19 protein-coding genes and 2 pseudogenes are annotated in these 25,217 nt (G+C 55.0%); 11 read left to right on the top strand and 10 right to left on the bottom strand.

Translation table 11 applies throughout. The features are described from left to right. Positions 1 to 39: 39 nt before the first annotated feature. Positions 40 to 792 carry a sulfite exporter TauE/SafE family protein gene (locus V6F78_RS20900; protein WP_047293004.1) on the top strand — a complete coding sequence of 251 codons (753 nt, stop codon included), beginning with the start codon at positions 40 to 42 and terminating at the stop codon, positions 790 to 792. On the opposite strand, the gene V6F78_RS20905 is transcribed toward V6F78_RS20900, so the two are convergent. Next, positions 782 to 1,639 carry a LysR family transcriptional regulator gene (locus V6F78_RS20905; RefSeq protein WP_332728129.1) on the bottom strand — a complete coding sequence of 286 codons (858 nt, stop codon included), beginning with the start codon at positions 1,637 to 1,639 and terminating at the stop codon, positions 782 to 784. The two genes, V6F78_RS20900 and V6F78_RS20905, sit on opposite strands and share 11 nt — an antisense overlap. Positions 1,640 to 1,735: 96 nt before the next feature. On the opposite strand from V6F78_RS20905, the gene V6F78_RS20910 reads away from it, so the two are divergent. Then, the gene (locus V6F78_RS20910) at positions 1,736 to 1,915 is read left to right on the top strand and encodes a DUF1127 domain-containing protein (protein WP_047273927.1); all 180 of its coding nucleotides are present in this window, start codon (positions 1,736 to 1,738) and stop codon (positions 1,913 to 1,915) included. Between the two features lie 44 nt (positions 1,916 to 1,959). On the opposite strand, the gene V6F78_RS20915 is transcribed toward V6F78_RS20910, so the two are convergent. Further along, entirely contained in the window at positions 1,960 to 3,306 is a 1,347-nt protein-coding gene (locus tag V6F78_RS20915; protein WP_169839832.1) for a class II 3-deoxy-7-phosphoheptulonate synthase, read from the bottom strand. Positions 3,307 to 3,467: 161 nt separating this feature from the next. Here V6F78_RS20915 and V6F78_RS20920 point away from each other — a divergent pair, with 161 nt between their 5' ends. Both V6F78_RS20920 and V6F78_RS20925 read left to right on the top strand, forming a co-directional pair. Beyond that, positions 3,468 to 4,223 carry a spermidine synthase gene (locus V6F78_RS20920; protein ID WP_047273931.1) on the top strand — a complete coding sequence of 252 codons (756 nt, stop codon included), beginning with the start codon at positions 3,468 to 3,470 and terminating at the stop codon, positions 4,221 to 4,223. Positions 4,224 to 4,596: 373 nt separating this feature from the next. Next, entirely contained in the window at positions 4,597 to 6,258 is a 1,662-nt protein-coding gene (locus V6F78_RS20925) for a DEAD/DEAH box helicase (protein WP_047275591.1), read from the top strand. A 97-nt stretch (positions 6,259 to 6,355) separates the two neighbouring features. Here the strand turns inward: V6F78_RS20925 and V6F78_RS20930 are convergent, their stop codons facing one another. Then, positions 6,356 to 7,123 (bottom strand): DODA-type extradiol aromatic ring-opening family dioxygenase, encoded by a 768-nt coding sequence (locus V6F78_RS20930; RefSeq protein WP_047273935.1) that lies wholly within the window; start codon positions 7,121 to 7,123, stop codon positions 6,356 to 6,358. 101 nt (positions 7,124 to 7,224) lie between these two features. Here V6F78_RS20930 and V6F78_RS20935 point away from each other — a divergent pair, with 101 nt between their 5' ends. Then, a complete protein-coding gene (locus tag V6F78_RS20935; protein WP_203305708.1) occupies positions 7,225 to 7,884 on the top strand; it encodes a thiopurine S-methyltransferase in 660 nt (219 codons plus the stop codon). A 64-nt stretch (positions 7,885 to 7,948) separates the two neighbouring features. Here V6F78_RS20935 and htpX read toward each other — a convergent pair whose 3' ends face one another. Continuing rightward, positions 7,949 to 8,836 (bottom strand): protease HtpX, encoded by an 888-nt coding sequence (gene htpX / locus V6F78_RS20940; RefSeq protein ID WP_047273939.1) that lies wholly within the window; start codon positions 8,834 to 8,836, stop codon positions 7,949 to 7,951. A 313-nt stretch (positions 8,837 to 9,149) separates the two neighbouring features. After that, the gene (locus tag V6F78_RS20945; protein ID WP_047273941.1) at positions 9,150 to 10,361 is read right to left on the bottom strand and encodes a pyridoxal phosphate-dependent aminotransferase; all 1,212 of its coding nucleotides are present in this window, start codon (positions 10,359 to 10,361) and stop codon (positions 9,150 to 9,152) included. A gap of 218 nt (positions 10,362 to 10,579) precedes the next feature. Between V6F78_RS20945 and msrB the strand changes: the two genes are divergently transcribed. Further along, positions 10,580 to 10,975, top strand: a complete 396-nt coding sequence (gene msrB / locus V6F78_RS20950; RefSeq protein ID WP_070413044.1) for a peptide-methionine (R)-S-oxide reductase MsrB — start codon at positions 10,580 to 10,582, stop codon at positions 10,973 to 10,975. 23 nt (positions 10,976 to 10,998) lie between these two features. Then, positions 10,999 to 11,484 carry a glutathione peroxidase gene (locus V6F78_RS20955; protein WP_332728134.1) on the top strand — a complete coding sequence of 162 codons (486 nt, stop codon included), beginning with the start codon at positions 10,999 to 11,001 and terminating at the stop codon, positions 11,482 to 11,484. Positions 11,485 to 11,512: 28 nt separating this feature from the next. Here the strand turns inward: V6F78_RS20955 and V6F78_RS20960 are convergent, their stop codons facing one another. Next, the gene (locus V6F78_RS20960; RefSeq protein ID WP_332728135.1) at positions 11,513 to 13,828 is read right to left on the bottom strand and encodes a response regulator; all 2,316 of its coding nucleotides are present in this window, start codon (positions 13,826 to 13,828) and stop codon (positions 11,513 to 11,515) included. A gap of 165 nt (positions 13,829 to 13,993) precedes the next feature. On the opposite strand from V6F78_RS20960, the gene V6F78_RS20965 reads away from it, so the two are divergent. Both V6F78_RS20965 and V6F78_RS20970 read left to right on the top strand, forming a co-directional pair. Then, positions 13,994 to 14,887 carry an ATP-binding protein gene (locus V6F78_RS20965; protein WP_332728137.1) on the top strand — a complete coding sequence of 298 codons (894 nt, stop codon included), beginning with the start codon at positions 13,994 to 13,996 and terminating at the stop codon, positions 14,885 to 14,887. After that, positions 14,880 to 15,362 carry a GAF domain-containing protein gene (locus tag V6F78_RS20970; RefSeq protein WP_047275604.1) on the top strand — a complete coding sequence of 161 codons (483 nt, stop codon included), beginning with the start codon at positions 14,880 to 14,882 and terminating at the stop codon, positions 15,360 to 15,362. Before V6F78_RS20965 ends, V6F78_RS20970 begins: the two co-directional genes overlap by 8 nt. Here the strand turns inward: V6F78_RS20970 and V6F78_RS20975 are convergent. The 4 genes and pseudogenes from V6F78_RS20975 to V6F78_RS20990 all read right to left on the bottom strand — a co-directional run bounded on the left by V6F78_RS20975 (position 15,359) and on the right by V6F78_RS20990 (position 23,108). Continuing rightward, positions 15,359 to 18,310, bottom strand: coding sequence for an HD domain-containing phosphohydrolase (locus tag V6F78_RS20975; RefSeq protein WP_332728139.1), 2,952 nt, complete (start codon positions 18,308 to 18,310; stop codon positions 15,359 to 15,361). The two genes, V6F78_RS20970 and V6F78_RS20975, sit on opposite strands and share 4 nt — an antisense overlap. Before the next feature lie 97 nt (positions 18,311 to 18,407). Continuing rightward, a pseudogene (locus tag V6F78_RS20980) lies at positions 18,408 to 20,489 on the bottom strand (ATP-binding protein); the annotation flags it as partial. 379 nt (positions 20,490 to 20,868) lie between these two features. After that, entirely contained in the window at positions 20,869 to 21,252 is a 384-nt protein-coding gene (locus V6F78_RS20985; protein ID WP_043864217.1) for a hypothetical protein, read from the bottom strand. 941 nt (positions 21,253 to 22,193) lie between these two features. Further along, positions 22,194 to 23,108, bottom strand: a complete 915-nt coding sequence (locus V6F78_RS20990; RefSeq protein ID WP_048365704.1) for a replication initiation protein — start codon at positions 23,106 to 23,108, stop codon at positions 22,194 to 22,196. 456 nt (positions 23,109 to 23,564) lie between these two features. Here V6F78_RS20990 and V6F78_RS22530 point away from each other — a divergent pair. After that, positions 23,565 to 24,320, top strand: a pseudogene (locus V6F78_RS22530) (MCP four helix bundle domain-containing protein); the annotation flags it as partial. A 45-nt stretch (positions 24,321 to 24,365) separates the two neighbouring features. Further along, complete coding sequence (locus V6F78_RS22535; protein WP_420876386.1) at positions 24,366 to 25,178, top strand: methyl-accepting chemotaxis protein; 813 nt, start codon at positions 24,366 to 24,368, stop codon at positions 25,176 to 25,178. The last annotated feature ends 39 nt before the right edge of the window (positions 25,179 to 25,217 follow it).

A 25,217-nucleotide genomic window follows, 5' to 3' on the forward strand; every position in this document is an offset into this window, starting at 1 on the left:
GCGACTGGGTAGGATGGCCGATCACCATGAGGGGCAGTGATGTTGATGGATGTTGTGATGTACACCGCGTTGGGTGTCGCGCTGGGGGCGATGGGCGGATTGTTCGGGATAGGCGGTGGTTTGATTGCCATTCCCGTGCTGGGCCTGTGGTTTGGTCTGGATCAGCAAATGGCGCAAGGCACGGCTCTGGTCATGTCGGTGCCCAATGTGCTGGTGGCGCTGTATCGCTACAACCAGCGCAATCGCATCGACCTGCGTCAGGCGTTACCGCTGGTGGTCATGAGTTTCTGCTTTGCGTGGCTGGGGGCGATGCTGGCGGTAGGGCTGGATCAGCGCATTATTCGGTGGGGATTTGTCGGGTTTTTGCTGGCGATTACGCTCTATAACCTGATCAAACTGTATGGCGCTGCGGCTCAAGCGCCCACAGGCTCTCGCTACGGCTGGCCATGGTTTGGCGCGTTGGGGGCATTGGCGGGAACCACAGGCGGGTTATTTGGCGTAGGTGGCGCGGTGGTCGCGGCGCCCGTATTGACCAGCGTTTTCGGGACGTCGCAGGTGGTGGCGCAGGGCATGTCGCTGGCCCTGGCGGCACCGAGTACCAGCGTCACGTTGTTGACCTACGCCATTCATCACGAGGTCAATTGGCTGATGGGCGTGCCCATGGCCATCGGCGGGTTGCTGAGTATCAGTTGGGGCGTAAAAGTCGCACACGCGCTGCCCGAGCGTGTGCTGCGCGCCTTGTATTGCGGCTTCTTGCTGGTATGCGCCGGGTTGTTGGCCATCAAAGCTTGAAGCCATCGACGATGTAGTGCGCGAAGCATTCAATAATCGGCGACGGCGTCGTGATGGGTTTGCGCAGCAATACAATGCTGGCAGACGGTAGCTGAGGCAGATTCTCGGCTTCCCCGACAATGCGCAGCCCGGGGGTCAACAGGCTCTCGAGTTGCGCAGTCACGGCCAGTCCCGTGCTGACCACAGCATTAATGGCCGCCAGGCTGGCGCTGGTATAAGCGACCCGGTATTCGCGTTGCATCGCATCCAGCGCATTGCAGGCCCAGACCCGGCAAAAACACTCGGTGTTGAACATGGCCAGTGGCAGCGGCGTTTGTTCATGGGGCGTAAAACCTTCGGCCACCATCCACACGAAGCGTTCCTGACGCAGAATCTGTCCTCGTTCTGAGCCTGGCTTGCGGGTGACGATGGTCAAGTCCAGATCGTTACGTTGCAGCAGTAACGCAGAGGGTTCGCAATGCACTTCCACATTGATCAGCGGGTAATCCTGAGCGAATCGCGACAGCACCCCGGGCAAAAAACGCATCACGTAATCGTCCGGTGAGCCGATTTTGATCGTGCCCACCATGTGCGGCTGGCGCAGGGTATTGAAGACCTCGCCGTGCAATTTCAGAATGCGCCGCGCGTACCCGAGCAGGACGTAGCCTTCGGTCGTCAGTGAAACATTACGCCCGTCGCGCTGAAAAAGCGGGCATTGAAGGACATCTTCTTCAAGCCGTTTCATTTGCATGCTCACTGCCGATTGCGTGCGGTTGACAACGTCGGCGGCGCGGGTGAAGCCGCCATGATCCGCAATCGCCACAAACGTGCGCAGCAGGTCGGTATCTATGCTGGGGAAATCAGCCATTCATCAATCTCTGAGATGAGTCGCATAAGAAACATTCGTTGGATTGATCTTAGGCCCACACAGACACTTGAGCCATCCCCCAGGAGGACTCAAGCGATGAAAGGTAATAAGGTTTCAGCCGTGTGGTCACGGCTCGTCCGGTGGCACCAGTTAGCCCGCGAACGGGCATGTTTGCGCAGGATCAGTGATGCAACGCTCAAGGATCTGGGGCTGAGCCGCGCGGACGTAGAAATTGAAAGTCATCGGCACTTCTGGGAAGACCCGTTTAACAAATAAACGGGTCTTCATGCGCCCTTGCGCCTGGTGCCAGGCGCAACGTTTCAGCGTTTGACTTGCTTGAGGGTTTCGGCAATCAAAAACGCCAGCTCCAATGACTGATCGGCATTCATTCGCGGGTCGCAATGGGTGTGATAGCGGTCCGACAAGCCATCTTCGGTAATCGGCCGTGAGCCGCCAATGCACTCGGTGACATTTTGCCCGGTCATTTCGATGTGAATGCCGCCTGCGTAACTGCCCTCGGCTTCATGCACCTGGAAGAAGTGTTTCACTTCGCGAAGGATCTGCTCAAAGTCGCGGGTTTTGTAGCCACTGCTGGCCTTGATGGTGTTGCCGTGCATCGGGTCGCAGCTCCAGAGCACTTGTTTGCCTGCACCCTCGACCGCACGAATCAACTGCGGCAAATGATCGCCCACCTTGTCGGCTCCCATGCGTGCGATCAGATTGAGGCGGCCCGGGTCGTTGTTCGGGTTGAGCGTGTCGATCAGTCGCAGCAAGTCATCGGTGTTCATGCTCGGCCCGACCTTGACCCCGATCGGGTTATGGACCCCGCGCAAAAACTCGACATGCGCGCCGTCCAGCTGGCGCGTACGGTCACCGATCCACAGCATGTGGGCCGAGCAATCGTAGTAATCGTTGGTCAGGCTGTCGCGGCGCACGAAGGCCTCTTCGTAATTGAGCAGCAGCGCTTCGTGGGCAGTGAAGAAACTGGTTTCGCGCAATTGCGGCGAGCTGTCCATGCCGCAAGCGCGCATAAAGGCCAGGGTTTCATCAATGCGGGAGGCCAGTTGGCTGTACTTTTCAGCCAGGGCCGAGTTGGCGATGAAGTCCAGATTCCATTTGTGGACCTGATGCAGGTCGGCAAAACCTCCCTGGGCAAAGGCGCGTAGCAGGTTCAGGGTGGCGGTGGACTGGTTGTAAGCCTGCACCAGGCGTTCGGGGTCCGGTACACGGCTTTTTTCATCAAAACCGATGCCATTGACGATATCGCCGCGATAGGCCGGAAGCGTGATGCCGTTGAGGGTTTCGTCATTGGCCGAGCGCGGTTTGGCGAATTGGCCGGCCATGCGACCGACTTTGACCACCGGGCAACCCGCCGCAAACGTCATGACGATGGCCATTTGCAGTAACACTTTGAACGTGTCGCGAATCTTGGCCGCGGAAAACTCGGCAAAACTTTCAGCGCAATCGCCACCTTGAAGCAGAAAAGCCCGACCCTGTGTGACTTCCGCAAATTGGCGGCGCAACTCGCGTGCTTCGCCTGCAAAGACCAGTGGCGGGTAACTGGCCAGGCTTTGTTCGACCCGCAGCAGGTGCGCGGCGTCAGGGTAGACAGGTTGTTGCTGGATTGGCAGGGCTCGCCAGCTGTCGGGGCTCCAGGATTGGCTCATCGCAGACTCTAATGTGGAAGTGAGGTGGGCCATGGTAGCAGCAAATTAGTGCGTGACCTGCCGCGCTGCTATGGCCGACAATCGCGCCTTTCTGCTCGGCGCCGAGTGGTGGTTTTTTAGTGCGATGCCCGGGTTGTGCCGGGTCGCGGCAAGGAGAGGAAATGTCTGAGGAGCGCGTTGAGCGTCTGCTCGCCGAAGTTCATGATGACTTCGGCATGATTCGGGTGCTTGAAGTGGAGGATTACCGCTTCCTCGAATTTGGCGATGCGATCGAGCAAAGTTGTGTCTTCACCGCTGATCCCAGCTGGCTGGAGTATGACTACACCCGCGCCATGCTGATCGGCGCGCTGTGCCATGAAGCCCCTGAAAGTGCCCTGTTTTTAGGGTTGGGCGCAGGCACCCTGACGCAGGCCTGCCTCAAGTTTCTGCCCCTCGACGATGTCGAAGCCATCGAGCTGCGACCTGACGTCCCCCGGCTGGCCATCGAGTACCTGGGCCTGGACGATGACCCCAGGCTTTACATTCGTATCGGGGACGCCCTCGAGTTGCTCGACAGTGCGGAGTCGGCAGACCTCATTTTTGTCGACCTTTATAACGACCTCGGGCCTGCGTCCGGGCACTTGGCCTGGGGGTTCCTCGAAAACTGCCAGAAGAAACTCAATCCCGGCGGCTGGCTGATCATCAATCAGTGGGCCACCGATGATGGCAAACCGTTGGGTGCGGCACTGCTGCGCGGTTTGTACCATCGCCATTACTGGGAGTTGCCGGTGAAGGAGGGCAACGTGATCTTGATGGTGCCTGCGGATCTGGAGCAGACACTGGCGCTGGACGCGGTCACCGGGCGTGCTCAAGCGCTGGCGTCGACGCTGGGGTACTCGCTGGAGCCGTTGATCAAAGCCATTCGCCCTGCCACCTGAATGCGCAAAGATGAAACGTTTTAGCCTTTGGCCCCGAGTGGCCAAGGGTTTGGCGTTTTTTGAACCGGTCAAAATATCCTTAAGGCCCGGTCTATAGAGGCATACAGCGCTTTTTGCCTCAAAAAAACGCTTCTTTTTTTTGATAAATCCGGTATAGTGCGCGCCGGCCTTTAGCCGGGCCACGTTTAGGTGTCGCATTTCCCGAAGCACGCTTCGGCTGCTCGTCCGTTTCGCGGACAACCCTGAACGCTCCATTCATTTAAACGTTTTCGCAAATCCCCGCCGACAAAGCAGCCAGGGCGACTCTTGAGTCTTACACGGCATGCGCAGCTTTGGAGCATGGGTCTTTGCGGATGCACTTAGAGGCAGACCCATGACCCAGGAAACCGGCGGCTTCGCCGCTTTTAATCTTAATCCGAATATTCTTGCAGCCGTCGCAGCGACTGGCTACGAAGAACCTTCGGCTATTCAGCAGCAATCGATCCCGATCATCATGGCCGGTCACGACATGATTGGTCAGGCGCAAACCGGTACGGGTAAAACCGCCGCGTTCGCCCTGCCGATCCTGCACCGCATCGATCCTGCTAAGCGCGAGCCGCAAGCCCTGATCCTGGCGCCAACCCGTGAGTTGGCGCTGCAAGTAGCAACCGCTTTCGAAACCTACTCCAAGCAAATGCCTGGCGTAACTGTGGTAGCCGTTTACGGCGGCGCGCCTATGGGCCCACAGCTGAAAGCAATCCGTAATGGCGCACAGATCGTTGTCGCCACACCGGGCCGTCTGTGCGACCACTTGCGTCGCGACGAAAAAGTACTGGCAACCGTGAACCACCTGGTTCTCGACGAAGCTGACGAAATGTTGAAGCTGGGCTTCATGGACGACCTTGAAGTGATCTTCAAGGCTCTGCCATCGACCCGTCAGACCGTTTTGTTCTCCGCGACCCTGCCGCAGTCGATCCGTGCCATTGCTGAGCGCCACCTGCGCGATCCGCAACACGTGAAGATCCAGACCAAGACTCAGACCGTTACCGCGATCGAACAGGCTCACCTGTTGGTTCACGCTGACCAGAAGACCTCGGCTGTATTGAGCCTGCTGGAAGTCGAAGACTTCGACGCCCTGATCATGTTCGTGCGCACCAAGCAAGCGACCCTGGATCTGGCCAGTGCCCTGGAAGCCAAAGGCTACAAAGCCGCTGCGCTGAACGGTGACATCGCCCAGAACCAACGTGAACGCGTGATCGACTCCCTCAAGGATGGCCGTCTGGACATCGTTGTGGCGACCGACGTGGCAGCACGTGGTCTCGACGTTCCGCGTATCACCCACGTGTTCAACGTTGACATGCCGTACGACCCTGAGTCCTACGTTCACCGTATCGGCCGTACTGGCCGTGCCGGTCGCGAAGGTCGTGCGCTGTTGCTGGTAACGCCGCGTGAGCGTCGCATGCTGCAAGTGATCGAGCGTGTAACCGGTCAAAAGGTTGCTGAAGTTCGCCTGCCGGATGCTCAGGCCGTTCTCGATGCTCGCATCAAGAAGCTGACCAACAGCCTGGCGCCGCTGGTGGCTGATGCCGAATCGACTCACGGTGATCTGCTGGATCGCCTGACTGCCGACATCGGTTGCAGCCCGCGTGCCCTGGCCGCCGCTCTGCTGCGCAAAGCCACCAACGGTCAAGCCCTGACCCTGGCGGCCATCGAGCGCGAGCGTCCACTGGTGCCGAACAGCGCGCCGCGTGAACGTTCGGGTGATCGTCCTGAGCGTGGTGATCGTGAGCGTCGTGCGCCGGTTCCATTGGCCGAAGGCCGTGCCCGTTGCCGTACCGCGCTGGGTGCGCGTGATGGTATCGCTGCCAAGAACCTGCTGGGCGCTATCCTCAACGAGGGTGGCCTGGCACGTGAAGCAATCGGTCGCATCCAGGTGCGTGACAGCTTCAGCCTGGTAGAACTGCCGGAAGATGGCCTGGAAAAACTGCTGGCCAAGCTGAAAGACACCCGTGTTGCCGGCAAACAGCTCAAGCTGCGCCGCTACCGCGAAGATTAATCACTGCTGCAGTGATTGATCGATAAAAAAATCCCCGACGTGTTCGGGGATTTTTTTTGTCCGGAAGGTGGGTCTACGTCAGGTCGATAGCCTGCCTTCATCCAAATCGATAAATATCCATGCCCAGCGCACCCAGCGTCCAGCCCGCGTGCGCGACGTGAAATGCCCCGCCGGCCCCACGGGCGAAAAACAGTGGCAGCACGTGCTCATCACTGGGGTGGTTACGCGCGGCATGGGGGGCAGCACGCCGGTAGTCGTGAAGCGCTGCCTCATCGTCAGCCTCGAGTTTTTCAATCATCCAGTCCCGAAATGCCTTGGCCCACGGCTCGATGCGCTCGGGGCCTGCGTGCCAGTCCAGCTCGCGCAGGTTGTGGGTGATGCTGCCGGAGCCGATCAACAAGATGCCTTCTTCACGCAGACCGGCCAGGGCGCGGCCGATGTGTGTCTGAAAGGCAGGGCCTCGCTGGCTGGGCAGAGAAACCTGCACCACGGGGATATCGGCCTGTGGGTACATCAGGGACAACGGCACCCAGGTGCCGTGATCAAAAGGGCGTCGCGGGTCCAGTCGGGCAGGTAAACCGTTGTCAGCCAAGCGTTGCGCTACCTTTGCGGCCAGTTGGGGATTCCCCGGGGCCGGGTATTGCACAGCGAACAAGGCAGGGGGGAATCCGCCAAAGTCATGCCAGGTTTCAGGTGCCGCGCCGCTGCTGACAATCAGTTCCGCGCTTTCCCAGTGTGCAGACATGATTACGATAGCGTTCGGGCGCGGCAGTTCGGCGGCCAAACGGGTCAAGGCGGGCCCACTGGCGCCGGGCTCAAGTGCCAGCATTGGCGAGCCATGAGAAATAAACAGGCTGGGAAGCATGAACAGGGCCCTCAGGGTTAAGATGCGTCATCTTCGTTCTGATCAATGATCTAAATCCAATATAAGTTTTAGTGGTTATCCATCGAATTTAAAGGTGAATCATGCAGGCTGATTTTTGGCACGACCGTTGGGAGCGTAATCAGATTGGCTTTCACCTGGAGCAGGTCAATCCCCATTTAGCGCGTTATTGGCCCGACCTCGGCCTTGAGCCCGGTACGCGCGTGCTGGTGCCGCTGTGCGGAAAAACCCTCGATTTAACGTGGCTGGCGGCACAGGGTTATGAGGTGCTGGGCGTTGAGCTGTCTGAGACAGCGGTGCAGGCGTTTTTTAGCGAACACGACCTCGAACCCAAGGTCAGTCAGCGGGGCGGCTTCAGGGTCTACGAGGCAGGGCCGGTGACGTTGCTGTGTGGTGATTTTTTTGCGTTGAGCGCTGAGGAGGTCGCGGCCTGTTCGGGCGTGTATGACCGCGCGGCCATCATCGCCTTGCCCCCGCAGATGCGAGAGGACTATACGGCCCATCTGACACGCATCTTGCCAGCGCGCTGCCGGGGCCTGTTGATTACCCTTGATTACGAGCAGTCGCAGATGCAAGGCCCGCCGTTTTCCGTGCCCGATGCGGAGGTGCAGCGTCTTTTGGCGGCAGATTGGTCAATCGAGATCCTTGAGCAACCGGACATCCTGGGTAAGAGCTGGAAGTTTTTGAAAGGCGGTGCAACCCGATTGGTTGAGCGTGTCTACCGCCTGGAAAAAACGGCCTGACGCGCACTGGACCGTGATATGAAAAAGGGCGACCGAAGTCGCCCTTTTTTGTTCGCCGTAAACGTTAGCCGCGGCGACGCAGTGCGTCGATACGCTCTTCCAGCGGCGGGTGGCTCATAAACATACGGGCCAGCCCTTGTTTGATGCCGCCATTGATACCAAAGGCCGCCAGGCTGTCCGGCATGTGCACAGGCAGGCCCTGTTCGGAGCGCAAGCGTTGCAGGGCGCTGATCATGGCTGCTGTGCCCGCTAGGTGAGCACCTGCTTCGTCAGCCCGGAATTCACGCTTGCGCGAGAACCACATCACAATGGCGCTGGCCAGGAAGCCCAGCACCAGCTCTGCGAAGATCGTCGCCACGTAGTAGGCAATGCCGCGGCCTTCTTCGTTCTTGAAAATCACCTTGTCCACAAAGTTGCCGATGATGCGGGCGAAGAACATCACAAATGTGTTCACCACCCCTTGCACCAGGGCCAGGGTCACCATATCGCCATTGGCGACGTGGCCGATTTCGTGAGCCAGAACCGCTTTTACTTCATCGGGAGAAAAACGCTCCAGCAGGCCCTGGCTGACAGCAACCAGTGCATCGTTCTTGTTCCAGCCTGTTGCAAAGGCGTTGGCCTCATAGGCGGGGAAAATCCCGACCTCGGGCATTTTGATCCCGGCTTCCCGGGACAATTGCTCAACGGTTTGCATCAGCCATTGTTCATGACGAGTACGGGGTTGAGTGATGACCTGGGTGCTGGTGCTCATTTTCGCCATCCATTTGGAAATGAACAGCGAGAACAAAGATCCTGCGAAACCAAAGACTGCACAGAAAACCAACAGCTGACTGAGGTTCAGATCAACCCCGTTGGCCGCCATGAACCCGTTGAAGCCGAACAGGCTCAGGGTGATGCTGGCAATCAGCACGACCGCCAGGTTAGTGGCCAAAAACAGCAAAATGCGCATCATGGTTGTAAGAATCTCCTCGACTTAAGGTATTGCCGCATGCGGGTATATAAGGTGCTGTTACAGGCTATTCAACCAAGTGACTATTTCAAACTGTGTCCTACAGGCTGATTCTAGTTGCAAGAAAGCCATTTCCTAATACGGATTGACTTTTTTTAGACGCGAAAATTCGGTTTCGGGTCAATAAATACAAGGCATGGCGATTTTAGCGAGGTGCGGGGAGGGGGGCAGGAGGCGAGCGGTTGTGGCGGGTGAAGAATATTTCATACAAAACATGCTGTGCGACATTTGATGTGTCGCACAGCATGTTGGGAAATTACTGACGGTAGGTTTTCAGGAAGTTACCGATTCTGCCGATCGCCTGATCCAGTTCATCCACCCGTGGCAGCGTGACCACACGGAAATGATCGGGCCACGGCCAGTTAAAAGCCGTGCCTTGCACCACCAGCAGTTTTTCCGAAAGCAGCAGGTCCAGGACGAATTTCTCATCGTTGAGGATCGGGCAGACTTTAGGGTCAATCCGCGGGAAGGCATACAAGGCCCCCATGGGCTTCACGCAACTGACGCCCGGGATATCGTTGAGCAACTCCCAAGTGCGGTTGCGTTGTTCGAGCAAGCGTCCGTTAGGCAGCACCAGGTCATTGATGCTCTGATAACCGCCCAGCGCCGTCTGGATCGCATGCTGGCTCGGGACGTTGGCACACAGGCGCATGTTGGCCAGCATGTCGATGCCTTCAATGTAGCTCTGGGCATTGTGTTTGGGGCCGGAAATGGCGATCCAGCCGGAGCGGAAGCCCGCGACGCGATAGGATTTCGACAAACCATTGAACGTCAGGCACAGGACGTCCGGGGCCAGCGAAGCCGTACAGATGTGCACGGCATCGTCGTACAGGATCTTGTCGTAGATCTCATCAGAGAACACCACGAGGTTGTGTTGGCGTGCGATTTCCAGCATGCCTTGCAACACTTCTTTGGAGTACACCGCCCCCGTCGGGTTGTTCGGGTTGATGATGACCATGGCCTTGGTGTTCGGAGTAATTTTGGCCTTGATGTCGGCCAGGTCCGGGAACCAGTTGGCCTGTTCGTCGCACAGGTAGTGCACCGGATGGCCGCCTGCCAGCGTTACCGCAGCGGTCCACAGCGGGTAATCAGGGGCCGGGACCAGCACCTCATCGCCATTGTTGAGCAGGGCTTGCAGCGACATCACGATCAGCTCGGACACACCGTTGCCCAGGTAGATGTCTTCAATACCGACGCCTTCGACCTGTTTTTGCTGGTAGTACTGCATCACCGCCTTGCGTGCGCTGAACAAGCCTTTGGAGTCACTGTAGCCCTGCGCGGTGGGCAGGTTGCGGATCACGTCCTGGAGGATTTCATCCGGGGCTTCAAAACCAAATGGCGCCGGGTTGCCGATATTCAGCTTGAGGATGCGATGGCCTTCCTCTTCCAGGCGTTTGGCGTGCTTGAGCACTGGGCCGCGAATGTCATAACAGACGTTGGCGAGCTTGTTTGATTTGCTGACCTGCATGGCGATGTGATCCCGAAAATGAACGATCCAGCCAGAGGTGATGCCTGACTGGGAAATTCTGTGCCTTCACACAGCGGCAATCCGCGTCGCTTCAACAATCCGTTTGAATGCGGATAACGCGGGTGCCAGACTGGCGTTTAACGAGGCGCAATCATACGTGCCACCCGACCCCTGGAAAAGCCACTGGTCGGGGCTTTTTCAGTGACAGAGGGATAACCATGCACAAGTTGGAAAAAACACTGGACGAGTGGAAGGCCATGCTCGACCCGGAGCAATACAACGTCTGCCGTCTTAAAGGCACCGAGCGGCCATTCTCGGGCAAATACAACGCCACCAAAACAGATGGCGTTTACCACTGCATCTGCTGCAAAGCGCCTTTGTTTGACTCAACAGCCAAGTTTGATTCGGGGTGCGGCTGGCCGAGCTTCTATGAGCCGATTGGCGAAAGTGCAATGCTTGAGATTCGTGACATGAGCCACGGCATGATTCGCACCGAAGTGGTGTGTGCTACGTGCGACGCGCATCTGGGGCATGTATTCCCCGACGGCCCACCGCCAACAGGGCTACGTTACTGCATCAACTCGGTGTGTCTGGATCTCGTACCGCGCGACTGACCATCACTTTTCGAGGCGCCGTCATGACCGATAACGTGTTGAATATCCCTTGTACTACGCTGACGGGGGAAACAAAGACCCTGGCCGACTTCCATGGCAAAGCGCTGCTGGTGGTCAATACCGCCAGCAACTGCGGGTTTACGCCTCAATACAAGGGCCTTGAAGCCCTGTGGCAGGCGTATAAGGACCGTGGCTTGGTGATTCTTGGTTTCCCTTGCAACCAGTTCGGGCAACAGGAACCGGGGGACGAGGCGGCCATTTCGCAGTTTTGCGAGACCCATTACGGCGTGAGCTTCCCGCTGTTCAAAAAAGTCGAGGTCAATGGTGCCCAAGCACACCCGCTGTTCAGGACGCTGAAGACCCGGGCGCCGGGGTTGCTGGGCTCCACCGCCATCAAGTGGAATTTCACCAAGTTTCTGATCAGTGCCGACGGTCAGACCATCAAGCGTTACGCCCCACCGACCAAGCCGAATGTCTTGAAACCGGACATAGAAGCACTTCTCGGCTAAGCGTCCTTGCTGACACCGGGCCAACCTTTCAAGGCGTCAAGGGCACCCAGGTGTCCAGCAGGGCTTCAAGTTCTTCACGGCGGAAAGGCTTGGCCAAATAGTCGTTCATACCGGCTGCCCGGCAGCGCTCGCGCTCTTCGGGCATGGCGTTGGCGGTCAGGGCCACAATCGGCAGGTCCGGCCAGCGCTCACTCTGGCGGATCTGCCGACTGGCTTCATAACCATCCATGACCGGCATGTTGCAATCCATCAGCACCAGGTCAAAGTCGTGCCGCTCCAGTTGACTCAAGGCCTCGCCGCCGTGGGCGGCAACCGCCACATCGCATCCCAATTTGCTCAACATGCCTTTAGCCACCAATTGGTTGACCGGGTTGTCTTCGACCAGCAGGATTCGCGCCCGATGTTCGGTTGGCTGGCTGCTGGCCGGCACGCTCAAGGCTTCGTCATCGTCGTGTTGCAGCAAGTGCTGCAGGCTTTGATAGAGCGCTTTACGTGAAAGCGGGCGGGCCTTTTGTTGCAGGGGGGCCAGGGCATTCACTTGGTCGCCGGGCATGAAGTTGCCATACGCCGTGACCAGCAAAATCGGCGCTTTGATCGCGGGCCGCAAGCCAAACAGGCATTCCGGACAATCGGTGATCAGCAGGTCAGGCTCAATGCCTGCCAGTGAGTCGTCGATCGAAAAACGTTGATAGTTCAGCCCCCAGCTCGGCAACAGGTTGCCAAGCAGTTCAGACAAGCCGCTGCTGGCGGTGGTGACGGCAATGACCTTGCCCTGCAATGGCTTGGGCGAAAGAGCCGGCGTGTGACAGGGCAGCGGCAGGTCGGCGCAGAACTGGCTGCCAAAACCCACCTCGGAGCTAATGGTCAGACGCCCTTGCATGACCTCGCACAGGCTATTGGTCAATGCCAGCCCCAAGCCTGTGCCGCCAAACTGCCGGGTAATGCCTGCGCCAGCCTGAGTAAAGGGTTTGAAAATTCTCGCCTGGGCTTCCCGGGCAATGCCAATGCCGGTGTCACACACCTCGATGCGCACCCGGTCGTTTTCTGCATGCAGGCGCACATCCACGCGCCCAAAGCGGGTGAACTTCAGCGCGTTGGAGAGCAGGTTGCTGACGATTTGCCGTACTCGTGTCGGATCGCCGATCACCAGTGCCGGAAAGTGCGGGTCAATCAGGCACGTCAGTTCCACGCTCGGGGCGGCATTCTGCGACAGCAGGTTGGCCGTGTCTTCGACCAGTGCACCGAGGTCGAACGCAATGTGTTCGAGTTCCAGTTGCCCCGCGTCGAATTTCGACAGGTCGAGAATGTCATTAAGCAGTTCGACCAGCACTTTGCCCGAATCGTGGGCAATCGACAGTTGCTGATGCTGTTCGGCATTCAACGGGCTGTCCAGGCTCAAAGCCAGCATGCCCAGCAGGCCATTGAGCGGCGTGCGTATTTCGTGGCTCATGTTGGCGAGAAACGCCGAGCGCGCTTGGGCCATCTCCAGCGCCGTGCTGCGGGCGGTTTCGAGCTCTTCATTGGATTGCGTCAGGCGCGCGTTGATCGCCTTGAGCTCCTGGGTGCGGGCCGACACGATGTGTTCCAGTTGCGCCAAGTACTCGGTCAGGCGGTTCTCAGCGCTGCGCCGGTGGTCGATTTCCCGCACCAGGGCGTCAAATTGCTGGTTGGCGACGTCGACCAGCACCCCGATTTCGTCGTCGTCATGGCCGGGCGGGCAATCAATACGCGATTGTTTGGGATCACCGGGTTTGCTGTTGCTCAGGTCGCGAATCACCCGCACCAGAGGCTTGGTCAGCATCACGTAAAACAGCGCGAGCAGCAGCCCGGACAAAATCAGGCTGCGGGCAAAGCCGGTCAGCAGGGTGACTTCTGCCCGGTGCAAGAAGCGGCTGCCAAACGGGTAAGTGTCCACCTCAAGGTGCAGCACGCCCACGCTTTGTTCCGGCAAATGATTGAAGTAGAGCCGGTCATCGAATGAGCGGTTGGCGCCGAACAAAAAGTCGCTCAGCGTACGATAGCGGCCGTCTTCGGGCTGATCATGCACCGAGGCCAGCATGGATTTGTCGTTGTCACTCAATTGCGCGCCAATGATGGCGGGCGAGCGCAAGAGCCCCAATACCAGCTCCTGCGCCAGTTCGGAGTCGAGGTTGTAGGCAATGCGTGAGGCCGGGTTATGGCTGATCTCAAGCAAGGATTGGATTTCACGATTGATGGCAGCGTTTTCGCTGGCATAATCGATGCCAATTTGTAGCAGGCTGAGCAGCGTCCCCAATACAAAGCCGACCAGCACTGTCAGCCTCGCCTGTTTGAAAGACAGGCGGTGGGTGAGTTTTATATCCATAGGGTGCTGCACCTGTTTCCATTCTTTTCGCCGGACCAGAGATTAACAGGTTAGCCGACACACGGTGCCGGGATCATCCTGCTGACGGGTTTCGGTGACGTCGAGAATGGATCGCCATGCCCGTTCGATCACTGCGCACCCTGTGTATCAGCCCGAGGAGAAGTTGTGGATTCTAAACTGAATGCCTTTCTGGAGCGTGCCGACGCGGTGCTGGCGCGCATTGAGCCCTTGTTGCCAGCCGTCCGCGAGCCGGTGGACTGGGAGCATGCTTATGCCGCACGCTGGCAGCGAGAAGGCCGCACGGGTTTTTTGCAGGCGCTGGACGTCAGCCTTGAAATGCGCCTGAGCGACTTGATCGGGATTGATAAGCAGCGCGATCAGTTGGGGCGCAACACCCAGCAATTCCTTGACGGTTTACCGGCCAACCATGCATTGCTCTGGGGCTCGCGCGGCACGGGCAAGTCTTCGCTGATCCGCGCTCTGCTGGCCGAATATGCCCCGCGGGGCTTGCGCCTGATTGAAATCGAACGCGATCACCTGGCGGATCTGCCGAGGGTGGTTGAAGCCCTCCAGGGGCTGGAGCAGCGTTTCGTCCTGTTTTGTGATGACTTGTCGTTTGAGGCGGGCGAGGGCGATTATCGGGTGCTCAAGAGCGTGCTGGACGGCTCGCTGGAGCAGGCACCGGAAAACGTCCTGTTGTACGCCACTTCAAACCGCCGCCACCTGGTGCCGGAGCAAGAAAGCGATAACGAACACTGGAAGCGCGTGGACGATGAACTGCACCCCAGCGAAGCCGTGGAGGACAAGATCGCCTTGTCTGACCGCTTTGGTCTGTGGCTGTCGTTTTACCCGTTCACACAAGAACATTTTTTGAGCGTGGTTGAGCACTGGATCGGCGTATTGGCGACCAAAGCCGGTTTGCAGTGGCAACGTGATCAAGCGCTGGATATTTTGGCAGTGCGTTGGGCGACCGGGCGCGGCAACCGTAATGGTCGTTGCGCTTACCAGTTCGCGCGCTACTGGGTCGGATTGAAATTGCTGGAGCAAACCAATGATTGATTTGAACGCCACAGGCGCAGGCCTGGACGGTTACACCCTGTTAACGGCGCAGTTGGAATCGCTGCTGGCCGATGAACGTGACTTTATTGCCAATGCTGCGCAGTTTTCGGCGTTTTTGTTTCATCAACTGGACGACCTCAACTGGGCCGGTTTTTACCTCAACCGCAATGAAGAACTGGTGCTGGGGCCTTTTCAGGGCCAGATCGCCTGTGTTCGCATCCCGTTCGGGAGGGGTGTTTGCGGAGAAGCCGCTGCCACCCGTCAGACTCAGCGGGTTGACGATGTGCATGCGTTCCCGGGCCACATTGCCTGCGACAGCGCGTCGAACAGTGAACTGGTCGTGCCGTTGATCAAGGACGGTCGCCTGATTGGCGTGCTAGACCTGGACAGTCCACGCATTGGCCGTTTCACCGAGCAGGATCAAGTCGGCATTGAAGCGCTGGCGGCGATCTTTTTGCGTTTGAGCGACTGCTAAGCAGCAAGCCCGGCCTTGCGCAACAACGCGTCGACATCCACCGCGTCGATCTGCGCGGGTTCAAGAAAGCGCCGGGCGTATTGCATGAAAATCTGTTCGTGGATAAACAGGGCGAACAGGTGAGGGTCGATATGAGCGTCGTGGCACATCGCTGCCATGATGCTCAGCGCTTCACTCAGTGTTTTGCCCTTTTTGTAGGGGCGATCCGAAGCGGTTAACGCTTCAAAGATATCGGCAATCGCCATCATCCGCGCCGCTAGGCTCATTTCTTCGCGCTTAAGCCGTTTCGGATACCCGGTGCCGTCCATTTTTTCGTGATGGCCGCCCGCAATCTCAGCGATGTTGCCCAGATAGCTGGGGAAGGGCAGGTGCTTGAGCATCAGAATGGTCTGCACGATATGGTTGTTGATGATGTAGCGCTCTTCGCGGGTCAGCGTCCCTCGGGTTGTACTCAGGTTATACAGCTCGCCGCGATTGAATTTGTAGGCCGGGACATCCAGCTGAAAACCCCAGACGTTGTCGGGCTCAATTCGCTCGGAGTCGTTGCGCTCAAACAGGTGTTCCGGTTTGTCGGCCAACAAGGGTTCGGTCACGGGCAAAGGCTGTTCCTGACGCGTTGTCTGGCGTTTGTTTTCCTCCCATGAGACCCCCAGCCGGTCATCCAGTGTGCGCGTCCAGGTACGCAGGGCAATGGTTTGCAGGCGTTGCAGATCATCTTCGGCCATGGCCTCGCCGCCCAGATTGCAACGTGCGACGAAGGCAAAATCGTCATCGAGGGCGGCCAATACCGCTTCGCGGATCTGAGTCAGTTGCTGATCGTTGCCGCCCAGCGCCCGACCTTGCCAGTAATTGACCCATGCATCGCGCTTGAGCACTTCGAAGCGCGTGCGTACCTCATGAATGCGGTCGTACAGTGTTTCAAGTTTGGTGGCCTTATCCACCACGTATTCGGGGGTCGTCACTTTGCCGCAGTCATGCAGCCAGGACGCGATGTGCAGCGCCTCCCATTCTTCGTCGGTGGGGCGGTAATGCTCGAATTCGGGTGACTGACTGGAAGACGCGGCTTGCGCCAGCATCAGGGTCAGGGCAGGCACACGTTGACAGTGGCTGCCGGTATAAGGGCTTTTAGCATCGATGGCCCCCGCCAGCAATTGAATGAAGGCGTCGAGCAACTGCTTTTGCCGTGCCTGTAACCGCTGACTCTCGATGGACACGGCTGCCGCCCCGGACACCGCCTGGATGAAGGCGATCCGGTCAGGGCGCAGGTGTTCCCGGTCTTCAGTTGAATCACTGTTGTTGAGCAGCAACACCAGAATGCCCACTGTTTCGCCGTGGCGGTTATGCAACCGAATGCCAAGCAGGTGCGCACTGTGGGTGTCTAGCGCTTGCAGCACAGGGTGCAGCATGCCCGCCTGTTCAAGGTTAAGCGTACACACCACGCTATCGCCCCCTTGGTGCAACGTGCGCAGCCAGTCAGGGTATTGGCGCGGGTCCGCGTTAATCGCTGCCTCCAGGAGGTTCACGTCCCGGGGCTGATCGCCAATGATCAAGCCTTTGAGGGAAAGCTCAGGCCCATCGTTGTCTATCAGGTAAATCAGCCCGGCCTGGGCTTGAGCGATTTTCATGGTTTCCAGTACGACCGATTGCAGCAACGGTTCAAACCGGGTGTGCGCCGACAGGCTCGCGGTGATTTCGAAAAAACTGGCCAGGGTTTCTTTCATGCGGCGCATGGAGGACGCCAGTTGATCAATCTCCAACACGGGTGAGTGCGCGCTGGCGGGGTAATTGAAGTCGAACCGGCGAATGGCTTCGGCTTCCTGCACCAGCCTGCGCAGGGGCTTGACCAGCACTCGGGACACCAGCCAACCCACGGGCAGGCATAACAACAGAATACCCAGCGTAACCAGGGCGCCTTGCCAGCGTAATCGGTACGCATCGGCCAGCAATTCGTCTTTGGGGACCATCAGCGCTAACTGCAGGCCATTAAGCCCACCATCCGTGACCCCGGCTCGCGACACAATCCATTGCCGTTGGTCCGCCGACAGCTCGGCCCCGGCATTACCGGGTTGGGCGATCAATGTGCTCAAGGCCGAACTGAGCTGATCGACTTTTGGCAGTTGAGTGGATTCAGGCGCCGCTACCAAACGGGAATAGTCAGGGTAGGCAATCGCAGTGTTGTCCTGATCGAACAAGGCTATTTCTGTGTGGGGCGTGACTTTGTGTCGGGCGAGTGTGGCGGACAATTGCGAGAGGGTCAGGTCGGCACCGATGACGACTTTTGCGGAGCTGCGCCTGGACACCGTCGTACCCACCTCGCGGGTGGAGAAAAACAGATAGGGGCTGGTGGTGATTTCGTCGTGTATGCCCCTGGCGGGGATAAACCAGCTGCGCTGGCGCGGGTCGTATGACTCATCGGGTTTGTCACGCTGGCCAACCAGCGTCAGCGAGTCATCGTAGAAAAAGTGCCGGGACAGGGGGGCGGCTTCCTGGCCTGAGCGTTGGATATTCCAGGCTTCGTAGGTGGCTGATGACGGGGCAGAGAGGCGGTCCTTCGCTGCTTGCGAGCGCAGGGGGCGGACCAGAAAGAAATTACCTTGCGCGTCCCCCAGATACAGCGCAGCCAGAGAAGGGTTGTCTTTTAGCGTCTGGACAAAGGGCTCCAACAACGCCATCCGGCTTTCTGAGCCTTCGATGCCCGTAGTGGCATTCAGGGCAAGCAGCCTTAACGCATGTCGAATCGGTTGGTAAGTGTGTTGTAAATCTTGCTGAACATCCCGCTCGATTTGCTGAAACAGCTGTTGGCTGCTGTTGAGGATAATGCGCGTGGTTTGCAAATAATTGAAAACTCCCAGCGTTACGCCCAGCACGATCAGAAGCAGGGTAAACATCACACTGATGTGCACATGCAGCGGAAACTGACGCTTGCTGGCTGGCGCAGTTGTGGGCATGAAAGGGGCTCCGCTGTGAACAATGCTCAGGTCGCCTTAAGCATAGTAGGGCCGGATAATCGGCGCTTTTTTTGTGTTCACAGTGCGGAGCCGTTGATCAGTGGTTCAGTTTCTCAAGTTCTGCGAGCAGTGTTTGTTCCATCGACGTCATGGCGTGTACCACTTGGTTGCAGCATTCATCCACATTCGTCAGGTCGGCCTGCTCAAGTGCTTCGCATCGCGCAATCAAGTGCTGGGCACTGACAATTCGTGCTGCGCCTTTGATGCGGTGCGCCAGCTCTGAAAATGGCGGCAACCCGTCTTCGGCACGGAGTTTTTGAAGTTCCTCAAGGTCGGTGCGGTTACTGCGCAAGATCTCTTCGAGCAAGCGTTTGACTCGAACCGGATCCGAGCCGGACAGGGCGTAAAGGCTTTCTACGTTAAAGGCGACTTCGTTTGAAACCGGTTTGAGTTCGTTCAACCGCTTGCTGAGCAACGTCAGGCTTATGGGCTTGAACATGCAGTCGTCCATGCCGGCTTCCTGGCAATTAAGGCGTTCTTCAGGCTGTGCGTTGGCTGTAAAACCCAATATCACGCAAGGCGGGCGTTGTTCGACGTGTTCGATATGGCGAATGGCCCGGGTCAAGTCATAACCATTCATGACGGGCATATTGCAGTCCGCAATAACGACGTCAAATGCGCCCTGTTTCCAGAGTTCCAGCCCGGCAGCGCCGTGCTGCGCAGTCGTAAACATGTGCCCCAGGAACCCCAGTTGCTGGCACATCAGCAAGCGATTGGCCGGATGATCATCGACGACCAGTACGTTTAACGGGCGTGTGCTCTGGGCGACTTCGGGTTCTTTTTCCGCCTGCTCAAGGCACGGCGTCAACGAAGGAAGTTTCAGAGTGATGTGTACCTGCGTCCCCACGTTCGGCTGACTGCTGAGTGCCAGTGTGCCGCCCATCATTTCGCACAGGCTTCTGCAGATGACCAGGCCCAGCCCGGCACCTCCCAAGGCCAGTTGCCCGGTGTTTTCAACCTGGGAAAAAGGTCGGAACAAGCGGGCCTGATCGGCTTCGTTAATGCCAATGCCCGTGTCTTGGACGCTGAGTTGCAGTTCTACCTGGTCCGCAACCTCGGTTGGTCGCACATTCATTTGCAGCGTGACTTGTCCTCGTTCCGTGAATTTGATGGCATTGCTGATCAGGTTGGTCAGGATCTGTTTGAAGCGCAAAGGGTCGATCAGGACATCCGGGGCGTCGTGTTCGGGATTGAATAGGAGAGCCAGGGTCAGTTTCTTTTGCCGGGCCAGGCCGTCAAACACGCGAATGACTGCGTTGGCCAGCTCGTGCAAATTGACCCGCTCGGCGGAGAGGTTCAACCGACCGGATTCGATACGGGCGATGTCCAGAATGTCACCAATCAATTCCAGTAGGTCCTTGGCCGAGTTGTACGCCACCTCGATGGAGGGCCTGTCCAGTTGCCCCTTGTCGGCCCGTTTGAGGGTGAGTTCCAGCAAGCCGATTACGGCATTCATCGGAGTACGAATTTCGTGGCTCATCGTTGCCAGGAAGGTACTTTTAGCGCGGTTTGCTTCGTCGGCCCGCTCTTTGGCGGCCCGCAGTTCGTCCATCAACTGGCGACGGTCACTGATATCAATCCAGCCACCGATGACGCCCTGAACCTCGCCCAGAGAATCCCGGTAAGGCAGTATCCAGTGATAGATGGTGATGGCCTGATCGCCTACGTGCAGTTGACGGTCCATGATCAGTGGCGTGCCTTCTCGAATGACACGCAGATAATCTGACTGAAAGTCGTGAGCCTCGTGTTCATTGCTGATGGCGCGCCGGGTCTGTATGACCGTTTTGCCGATCACATCTTCGCGCTTGGCGGCAAAAGTCTTCAGGTAGCTGTCGTTGCAGGTTTTCAGTACGCCCTCGCGGTCGCGTACATAAATCGGGTGGGGGGTTTCATTGACCAGCGCACGCATGAATTCGAACTGGTCGTTGAGGGCGCGCTCGGCCCGCTTGCGTTGCTGGATCTGGCGACGCATGTAGGCGTTCCAGAGCAGTGACAGCAGCAACAGAAGCATGGTGCCAATGATGATTTGATAAATCAGCCGATGGTAATTGCGCCAGTAGCTGTCAGAGGCCGGGACATAACCGCGCCATCGACTGTTGATAATGCCCAGCTCGCAGGGTCTAGCTGTTTCTAATAATTGTGATCTAGGTCGCCAAGCGGGTGGAGGCTCTGCATCCGCCTGATTGGGGGCCGGATACGGAAATAGCCAACGGAGTGATAATGGAAGGGGGGGTGAGGCTGTGGGTGATAGCTAATGGTTTGGAGATATATCCTTGAACCTATGGCTGCTTAGCTCAACGAAAAGATAGGCGGTATTTTCTACTCTGTGTGAGTAGGATATATGTCCGTGAAGGTCATTATTTGGTTTAAAGATACAAGTATGTATCGTGGCAGGATACATAGTGGTTGTAAATTCCTACGGTGTAGGAATGTGTATATCCGCAAAGCGAAAAATAGCTTCACGGGTATAAGTATGTAAAGTGGGGCTTTACATGTGTTTATAGTTTAATGTCCAGCTTTTCGATAATAGATTGCTTGTATTCGTCGGCTTCAATGTCTATTTTTATTTTTGCTTCTTTCCACTGTTCTTCATAAAGGTCTTGCCATCGTGCTACTAATGAATGGACAATCATATCAAGGTTTTGTTGTTTTACACTGTTCCCGCTTCTTGCAAACTCCTTGATTAGAACATCATTGGATATTGATTTGCAGCCTGAAAATGCTGCTATTAGCTTTTTAGCGAGGTTTGAGGTCATTCGGATATCATGAAGCTCATCCATTTCTACTATCTTTACGAACATGATTAAAAATTTTTGACGCTCACGTCTTTTAAATCCACCAACCATACCGCCTATTTTTCCTGCATATTCCATCCTGTTCATAATTAGAACTCCTATGTTGTTATAATACCAATACCATAGGGTTTTGATATGTCAATGCTTCAAGGTCATATCTCCGAACCTTCAACTATTTCAGGTTTTGCTTCCGGGATATGTATTGTAGGAAATTGGCTACTTTCGATTTTTTTGAAATTTTAACGTCACCAATCCCCCACATTTTTTTGTGAAATTAATTTGAGAGCGATTTTTGAGTTTTTGCAGTGTCGTTTTTTGTTCTGCTTTGTGGCAAATTTCAACTAAGTGATTTGCTTAGGGTTGAACCCTATTTGCTCATTAACGTCCGACCTTATATTTATTTTCGTTTTGCTATTGACAAGGTTTTTTGCTGTAAATAAGCCATAATTCAATGGTTAAAAAATTAAATATCTAAAAAAATTCGATGAAAACGTTAAATTTTCACGGCAATTTTTTCAAGAAAATAATTTTTGTAAAAAGTCGATTTTTGGTTACTGCCCCAAATCGCTTTCGGGATATTTAGGCTTATCAGCCCAGTGAATGATATTCACCCATTTTGATGAATTTTGAAAAGTGTGAAATTTTCATCAGGAGAGAAATTTGATATGTATGTATACATACATATAGGTTGGGGGACATATCTCCGAACCTATGGAAGTATTGGGTTGAGTGGTTAACGCTGTTTTGGACTGTTTTTGATATAGGCTTTTTACACTACCCATAATGCTGCGAGGTATAACGCATTTGGCTATTTTAGGCGTGTAGTGGTGTGGCTTGGTGTCGTTGTATCAACGGAGTGGAAGAATGCCGATTTTGACCAATTCCGTGCGTTATATCGATATCGGTGGGGCGGTGTATGTATATGTGGGGGATACGGGGAGGAAAGGGAGGGGATGGGCGGGAAAGGAAGAAGAAACACCCTCACCGGGTGCTATTATCTGATATAGGCTTTTGCACTAATTATAATGCTAGGGTTGCTTTCTCCAATAAAATACAGTTCTACGGCTTACATTTAACTCCTTCATGACTTCCTTAATGGTTGCTCCTGCTTCAAGTAAGATAATACCTCGTTCTCTCTTGGTCTTGCCCTTCTGTTTACCCCTGAAAGCCTGTATCTCGCTTGTATGGGTTCTTGCGACATAATCGTCAAAGGTGCCCCGGTTAAAGTTTCTATGCGTCCACTTCGCCACGCTTTTGGCCGTGTGCTTTACTTCGGAAATGTCCAACGGCGTAGTAAAATTAACGTTGTAGCCGGTGGCACGGTCTAGGCAAGCGTTTAGCCATTGTTCATAGGTCGGCCAACCCTGACGAATCGCCTTGTATGCCCACGCTCTTAATTGGTCAAAAAGCATACAGTTACGACCCAAGCCATAATCCTCTATGGGCTTTTCTTTGGCCTTTTCAGGGGTTAGGTCGATGTAGTCGGCCAAGTCGTCCAACGTGTATGGATCGGCCTGCCATTGGTGGACGATCCAGTGGGAATTGATCGGGTTCTTGCAGATCAACCCGGAATAGCCTCTGTCGGCTCCCAGACGACTACGCAAGCCTGCCTCAACGGCTGCAGCGTATCGTAAAGCGGCGGTTTTGCCGTCGATTGCGGTTCGGACAGGTGTTTGTAGGAGGTAAAGCAAATGAGCGTGCCCATTGGCCGGATTTCGAGCTATTAGGTTTGGGGCTGGTGCTCCCACGTCATCCCAGTGCATCCCTGCATTAGATTTATCGAGGTCAAAAACCATCCAATATCTATGTGTAGGCCCATTGGGCTGAACTAGTCTTGCAAGTTTAGCTTTTTCTTTTTTGTTGATTTTTAAGCCGCTGATTAAATCATCGGTGTGATAAGGTCTCTTTGGTAAGTAGTCCTCAAATAGTTTTATACATCCCATTGTTTTCCTCTTCTAATTGGTTGTTTAGAAAAAGAAAACCTTGGAAGATGACTTGACAATAAACTTTTTGATGATTAAATGAGTGTGTTGATTAAAGTTTTTTAAAATTTTATTGTAGTATCCTTAGCCACCTTGCCGGGTGGTTTTCTTTTTCTGCTCCTTTCAAGTTGCCACACTTTCGAAGTTTGTCAAACTTAGATGGTAAAAAACCCGCTTAGTCGCGGGTTTTTTATTGGCATAAAAAAGCCTGCACGATGCAGGCAAAGGGAAATGGAAATTACACTACCGCCTGTAAGTGGTGAGTTTGTACTGTGGTTTGTGTTGAAAATCAATGCTGCCTATCAATTAGACTGAAGGATATGAGTTTTTTCATTCAAGAAATTATTTTTTTTGCCGATACAGCAAGTATTGATTTATTACGTCTGGGTTTAGGAGCGGTCGATGAATATTAGAAGTATGAACATTGGTAGTCGAGCCGGTATTGGGTTCACAATTATCGCATTACTCGTTTTGGTTATGGGAGGGATCGCTTTATTCCAAGCACACCAAATGGACGATGCAGCTGCCGAAATTCGTAATGAGTGGTTGCCAGCAGTCGAGGCTGTGGGAGTGGTTGGGAGTAGTTTAGGGCGAGCCAGAGCACTGACTTTACGAACGTTGATTTTGGAGGAGAAAACCGAACTAAATACTACCGTTGATCTGGTTAGAAGTATAGACCAAGATGTTGCTATGAGCTTGAAAGGTTATGAAAAGGAAATAGATGACTCTGAGGATCGTCAGATTTTCGAGAAATTTAAAACCTCATACGAAAAGTACCTTTCTGTTCAGCGTCAGATTTTAGAAGGAGTTTTGTCTTCACCTGAAAGGGCTGACGAAATTAAGATGGCAAATGGACCTTTGGCTGATAATGCTGATCAAATGATGGTTTTTTTAAATCAGTTGATTAAGTTTAATGAGAAAGGTGCTGTTCATGCTGCTGATCAAACAAATAAAGTATTTAATGCTGCTGTTTTCATGATTGTTGTCGCGTTGATTATTATTTTGATACTGATGATTGTAATCGCGGTGGTTCTTACTCGGAGTATCGTTTCTCCTTTGGCTGAAGCGGTGGTAGTTGCAGATAGAATTGCCGATGGTGATTTAACTCAACGAATCAAGATAAATGGTTCTGACGAGCCTGCACACCTGCTAATTGCATTGAAAAAAATGCAGATTAGCTTGCATGATACGATTGAAAGAATCTCCGAATCATCAAATATGCTGGCTTCTGCTTCTGAAGAGTTACATGCGGTGACGGAGGATACTAATCGAGGACTCAACCAGCAAAGTGCAGAAATCGACCAAGCCGCTACAGCGGTAAATGAGATGACAGCGGCGGTTGAGGAAGTGGCTCGTAACGCTGTAAATACTGCCGATGATTCTAAAGCTGCTGATAAAAGCACCTATCAAGGCCGTGAAAAGGTTAGTCAGGCTTTGGAGTCCATTAATAAACTCGTTGGTAATATCTCTGATACTTCGTCTGAAGTTAAAATTTTGGCACAGAGTGCCGGTGAAATTAGTCAAGTACTGGTAGTAATTCGCTCAATTGCTGAGCAAACAAATTTGCTGGCACTTAATGCTGCCATCGAAGCTGCTAGGGCTGGCGATGCTGGTCGTGGCTTTGCTGTTGTAGCGGATGAGGTACGTGCGTTGGCTCATAGAACCCAACAATCGACAGCTGAAATAGAACAAATGATTGAAGGTATTCAATCAGGTACAGGCCGTGCAGTTGATGCTATGAATGAGAGCCAAGACCGTGCTAATGGCACGTTAGTGGTTGCTCGGGAAGCTAATGATGCTCTTGAGGTAATTAGTGAAGCAATTACCTCAATCAACCAGAAAAACTTGGTTATTGCCAGTGCTTCGGAAGAGCAGGCACAGGTTGCCCGTGAAGTTGACAGAAATTTGGTTAATATTAGGGATTTGTCAATGCAAACGTCTGCGGGGGCTAACCAAACCAATGCGGCTAGTCAAGAGCTTTCGCGTCTTGCGGTAGATTTGCATTCTATGGTTTCAAAATTTAGGCTTTAAAAGCAAGATGACGCTCGCAAATTATTTATAAGCCCCTTT

The organism is Pseudomonas sp. ESBL9 (assembly GCF_036668715.1).
GTDB lineage: Bacteria > Pseudomonadota > Gammaproteobacteria > Pseudomonadales > Pseudomonadaceae > Aquipseudomonas > Aquipseudomonas lundensis.